The sequence below is a fragment of the Bacillus cereus group sp. N12 genome (assembly GCF_016483575.1).
Taxonomy (GTDB): domain Bacteria; phylum Bacillota; class Bacilli; order Bacillales; family Bacillaceae_G; genus Bacillus_A; species Bacillus_A toyonensis.
This window is the reverse complement of record NZ_JAEHBO010000153.1, coordinates 1-5235: the sequence shown is the minus strand read 5'-3', so window position 1 is coordinate 5235 and position 5235 is coordinate 1. Positions and strand designations below refer to the sequence as shown.

Below are 5235 nucleotides of genomic sequence, written 5' to 3'. Positions count from 1 at the left end.
GCTCCGCAGGTAGGACTCGAACCTACGACCGATCGGTTAACAGCCGATAGCTCTACCACTGAGCTACTGCGGAATAATGAAGACAATTTGTATCTTATAAAACTTCTCATCGTAAGTCAAGATGTTTTTTAACAATATCTTGCACAAACGTGACATGTTTATAATATACTGGATTGCGTTTTCACTGTCAAGATGTTTTCGCTACCGGTTTTAGTTTTCCCTTACAATTTCCACAGACATATCTTTTTGTATTTATTTGACGTCTTCTTACATATTGAAGCGAACACTCCATACATTCATACATATAAACCTTCTTTTCCTTCTCTTCATTAATTATTCGCTTACAAAAACGTGGTGCACCTACCTTTTTTAATAGTTCACGAAAATCCCTATCCCGATGCTTATATCCTCTCCCTGTAATATGCAAGTGATAATGACAAAGTTCATGTTTAATAATCCCGACTAATTCTTCTTTACCATACATTTCATAATATCGATAATTCAGTTCGATATTGTGACTCTTCAATAGATAACGTCCACCAGTTGTACGTAATCTATTATTAAACATTGCTTTATGTAAGAATGGCATCCCGAAGTATCGTAGGGATACTTCTTCCACTAGCTGCTGAATTTCTTTCTCATCCATTCTCATTCCTCCTAAACAAAAAAATATTTTTACACTTTTCTCCCTTCCTATACATATATTAAATAGTACATATACCCATCCTCATTCAAGAAGCGTGGTTTCTAAAAATACGACATTAATAGAAATCCACTCACCAACCTCTCGTCAATAGTACCTTAACTACAAAGGTAAATTTTTGAGAGTAGGATTATACAAGGAGGGATTCCTATGCCTACATGGCTAAAAAAACAAATGCAACGTGCATATTTTGAAAAAAACCGGTATCAAATTAAATTGCTAAATGAATGCTGGTTTTATTATAGCAAAATACATCAAAGCTCATAATCCATTACACTTTCTACTCCATAAAAAAAAGAGCAGTTTTATCTGCTCTCTTTTCTTACTATTCAATCGGTAACATAGATAATGCAACACGACCTTTTTTTGTATCAATATCATCTACCCATACTTTTACGATTTGCCCTACAGATACAACATCTAATGGATGCTTTACAAACTGTTTGCTTAATTTAGAAATATGCACTAAACCATCTTGTTTTACACCAATGTCAACAAAAGCACCAAAATCAACAACGTTACGAACTGTCCCTTCCAGTTCCATACCACGCTGTAAATCTTCTAATTTCAAAATCCCTTTTTTCAGAAGTGGTTTTGGCAATTCATCCCTCATGTCTCGCTCTGGACTAATTAAGGCATCAATAATATCAACCAATGTCGGCTCACCGATCTCCGTCTCTTGAGATAATTTTGAAACATCCACTCCCTCTAAACTCTCCTGCAAGTTCGGTTTCCCTACATCATTCTTCGATAACCCTAGACTCTTTAGTAGCAATTCGACATTTTTATATTGTTCTGGATGGATCCCTGTACGATCTAACGGATTCGCGCCTTCTAATATACGTAAAAACCCAATACACTGTTCATATGTTTTCGCACCTAAACGAGGGATTTTCTTTAATTCAGTACGCTTCGTAAATTTCCCATCTTCCTCACGCTTAGCTACAATATTTTTCGCAACTGTTTTTGATAACCCCGAAACATATTGTAACAATGCAACTGAAGCTGTATTTACATTCACACCAACTTGGTTAACCGCTGTCTCTACCACAAATGTTAACGATTCATTTAATCTCTTTTGAGTTACATCATGTTGATATTGCCCCACCCCTACCGATTTAGGGTCAATTTTCACGAGCTCAGCAAGTGGATCTTGCAGGCGTCTTCCAATTGAAACCGCGCTTCTTTCTTCAACTTGGAAATCAGGGAATTCCTCACGAGCTAAATCGGAAGCCGAATACACACTTGCCCCTGCTTCATTTACAATAATATAAAAAACATCCTGTTTCACACTTTGTAATACATCTACTATAAACTCTTCCGTTTCTCTAGAAGCTGTGCCGTTCCCAATTGCAATCATTTCAACTTGATATTTATCTATAATAGAAAGAACTTTCTTTTTTGCATCATCATATTTACGAACAGGTGGATGCGGATAAATAACATCGATATATAGAACTTTCCCCGTATCATCTACTACAGCTAATTTACAACCAGTTCTATATGCAGGGTCTACGGCTAGCACAACCTTCCCTTTCATTGGAGGTTGTAATAATAAATTACGTAAGTTCTCAGAGAAAATATGTATCGCTTGTTCTTCAGCTGTTTCTGTTAATTCTTTTCGAATTTCTCTTTCAATCGAAGATTGAATTAATCGTTTATAACCATCCTCAATCGCTAATTGTACATAATGCGCACTTTTTGAATCGTTATCACGGATTACTTTCTTATATAAGAAAGTTATTATCTCATCTACTGGCGGAACAACAGAAACTCTCAATATATCTTCTTTCTCACCGCGATTCATCGCTAATACACGATGCGGTACTACTTTCTGCAACGGTTCTTCATAACTGTAATACATTTCATATATATTCTTTTCATCTTTTTCTTCGTCTTTTACAACCGAAGACATAACACCTTTTCTAAAAGTAACATTCCGAATCCAACTACGATACGCAGCTTCATCTGAAACGATTTCTGCAATAATGTCTTGCGCACCTTGCAACGCCTCTTCTGCAGATTCCACTTCTTTTTCTGCATTAACAAATTCCATAGCCTTTTTAGCCGGATCTTCTTTTTTATATAACAATAACCATTCAGCTAGCGGTTCTAATCCTTTTTCTTTTGCAATCGTCGCTTTCGTTCTTCTTTTCTCTTTATAAGGACGATATAAATCTTCTACTTCCTGTAGTTTCGTTGCGGCAACAATATGACGGCGCAACTCTTCGGTTAGCTTACCCTTTTCACCAATAAGACGAAGAACCTCTTCTTTCCTATCTTCAAGCTGCATCATATATTGCCATCTCTCTAAGATTGCACGAATTTGCACCTCATCTAAAGAGCCTGTCCATTCTTTTCGGTAACGAGCAATAAATGGAACTGTGTTACCTTCTTCTGTTAATTGAATAACATGACGAACTTGCTTTTCGGTAAAGCCTAATTCTTTCACTAACATTTTCATTAACGCTTGTCGATTATCTACCATTTCCATATACAACCGTAACCTCCTCTATAATAAAAAAAGTTGCCCTTCAAAGAGAGCAACTTAAACTGCCGATTTAAAAATCTATTAGTCCTAAACTAATTTGTAACGCTTCATCTACACGAATCATCATCACTTCATCCAAATGAGTGATTTTGTCCGTTAAGCGTTGCTTATCGATTGTTCGAATCTGCTCAAGTAAAATAACAGAATCTCTCTCAAATCCATACTTTTTCGCATCAATTTCCACATGAGTGGGTAATTTCGCTTTTTGAATCTGTGCAGTAATAGCCGCTACAATCACCGTTGGACTAAAACGATTTCCGATGTCATTTTGAATGACAAGAACCGGACGAACGCCTCCTTGCTCAGAACCAACAACTGGGGAAAGGTCTGCAAAATACACGTCGCCGCGTTTTACAATCAAAATATTACCCCCCGCTAACTAAGCGTTCTACCGTATGAGCTGCTTCATACTCTGCTAAGAAAGCTTCAGATGCAATACCAAGATTAATTTTTCCCATTTCAATGTACCCACGTCGCATTGATTCATGTTGGTAGCGTTTCTTCGTCTTATGTTGACGCAATAACAGTTGTGTTGCCTGGCAAATTAGTTCATGGCGATTCTTATTCTCTTGTTTTCCAATTCCGTCCAATTCCGTTACCATTTGCTTTGGCAACCGAACCACGATTTCAGTAGTTACACTTGATTCGGACACAAAAATACACCTCCACCGTCAACTACACACCCAAATATATATATGACACCTATTGTAATAATACCATTGTATGGAGCCTGTTGCAAAGACTTCCTTATTCCTTGCTTATGTTTTCCAATTCACAGGAAAAACATTCATCTTCTATTATTTTTCATCTTATTTTAAACAAGGAACAAAAGAATTCCTCTGCAAAACTTATATTAAAAGTGATTATAAGTAAAAGCTTCTCATCAAAAAAGAGCATATTCTTCATCAATAAAAAGCTCACTTAAATGACAAGAAGCAAATTAGATGATCTTCTATATATTATTCAAATAATTGATGATTTCTACAACTTTACCATGTCGTATAAATATTCTCGGCACACGGAAACTAATCGTTGCAATAATTTCATAATTAATAGTCCCGGAATATTCAGCAACCTCTGTAGCGCTAATATATTCATCACCTTGTCGTCCAATGAGTGTAACTTTCGTACCAAGCGGGACTTCACAAGGAAGATGAATCATGAATTGATCCATTGTTACTCTCCCTACAATCGGTACTCTTTTACCATCCACAAGCACTTCAAATCCTTGTAATCTTCTAAGCCAGCCATCTGCATATCCAATCGCAACAGTTGCAATCCATTCTTCAGTTTTTGTTCGGTAAGTGACGTTATAACTAATTCCATCCCCTTTAATCACCTGTTTAATATGAGCAACTTTCGTATGCAATGATAACGCCGGTTCTAATTTAAATGGTAAAAAAGGACGTATTTCTACAGATGGGGATAATCCATACATCGCAATACCAATTCGTACTGCATTAAATGTAATTCCTTGAAAACGTAAAGTTGCAGCACTATTAGCTGTATGGACAAATTTAGGATCCACTCCGAATTCCTTCAACCAACTTAACTGCTGCAAGAACGTGTTATATTGCTTATCAAAATACGAAGTCTCAACCTCATCTGCTGTTGCAAAATGCGTATATACCCCTTCTAGCTCTAAAAATGGTGCACCTTCTAAACTCTTTAAGAATTCTTTTAATTCTTTGCGTTCGCGTATTCCAATTCTCCCCATACCACTATCAAAATTAATATGGAATTTCATTATAGATGAACCATCCCATAGTTTGATGGCTTCTTCCACCCATTCTTTTTGAAAAACAGTTAATGCTACATCATTTTCAGCAGCTACATTTATATCTCGAGGCGGGGAAGGACCTAGCACTAAAATTGGTACGGTAATACCAGCCCTTCTAAGAACTAAGGCTTCATCTAAAAAAGCAACTGCTAATCTTGTTGCACCTGCTTCTAATGCCGTTTTAGCCACCGGTACATAATC

The 5235-nt window shown here is 36.6% G+C and carries 6 protein-coding genes and 1 tRNA gene; 1 reads left to right on the top strand and 6 read right to left on the bottom strand.

Going from position 1 to position 5235, the window contains the following annotated elements; translation table 11 throughout:
• Nucleotide 1: 1 nt before the first annotated feature.
• Both JDS92_RS29545 and JDS92_RS29540 read right to left on the bottom strand, forming a co-directional pair.
• Nucleotides 2–73, bottom strand: a tRNA-Asn gene (locus JDS92_RS29545).
• Between the two features lie 114 nt (nt 74–187).
• Nucleotides 188–646 carry a SprT family protein gene (locus JDS92_RS29540; RefSeq protein ID WP_000343549.1) on the bottom strand — a complete coding sequence of 153 codons (459 nt, stop codon included), beginning with the start codon at nt 644–646 and terminating at the stop codon, nt 188–190.
• A 207-nt stretch (nt 647–853) separates the two neighbouring features.
• On the opposite strand from JDS92_RS29540, the gene cmpA reads away from it, so the two are divergent.
• The gene (gene cmpA / locus JDS92_RS29535) at nt 854–970 is read left to right on the top strand and encodes a cortex morphogenetic protein CmpA (protein WP_001143642.1); all 117 of its coding nucleotides are present in this window, start codon (nt 854–856) and stop codon (nt 968–970) included.
• 58 nt (nt 971–1028) lie between these two features.
• Here cmpA and JDS92_RS29530 read toward each other — a convergent pair whose 3' ends face one another.
• The 4 genes from JDS92_RS29530 to alr all read right to left on the bottom strand — a co-directional run.
• The gene (locus tag JDS92_RS29530; RefSeq protein ID WP_000426215.1) at nt 1029–3197 is read right to left on the bottom strand and encodes a Tex family protein; all 2169 of its coding nucleotides are present in this window, start codon (nt 3195–3197) and stop codon (nt 1029–1031) included.
• Nucleotides 3198–3264: 67 nt separating this feature from the next.
• Nucleotides 3265–3615 (bottom strand): type II toxin-antitoxin system endoribonuclease NdoA, encoded by a 351-nt coding sequence (ndoA, locus tag JDS92_RS29525; protein WP_000635963.1) that lies wholly within the window; start codon nt 3613–3615, stop codon nt 3265–3267.
• A gap of 4 nt (nt 3616–3619) precedes the next feature.
• Entirely contained in the window at nt 3620–3907 is a 288-nt protein-coding gene (locus JDS92_RS29520) for an antitoxin EndoAI (protein ID WP_000004570.1), read from the bottom strand.
• 299 nt (nt 3908–4206) lie between these two features.
• Nucleotides 4207–5235: alanine racemase (alr, locus tag JDS92_RS29515; RefSeq protein ID WP_199633000.1), on the bottom strand; the 1029-nt coding region annotated here is incomplete at its 5' end.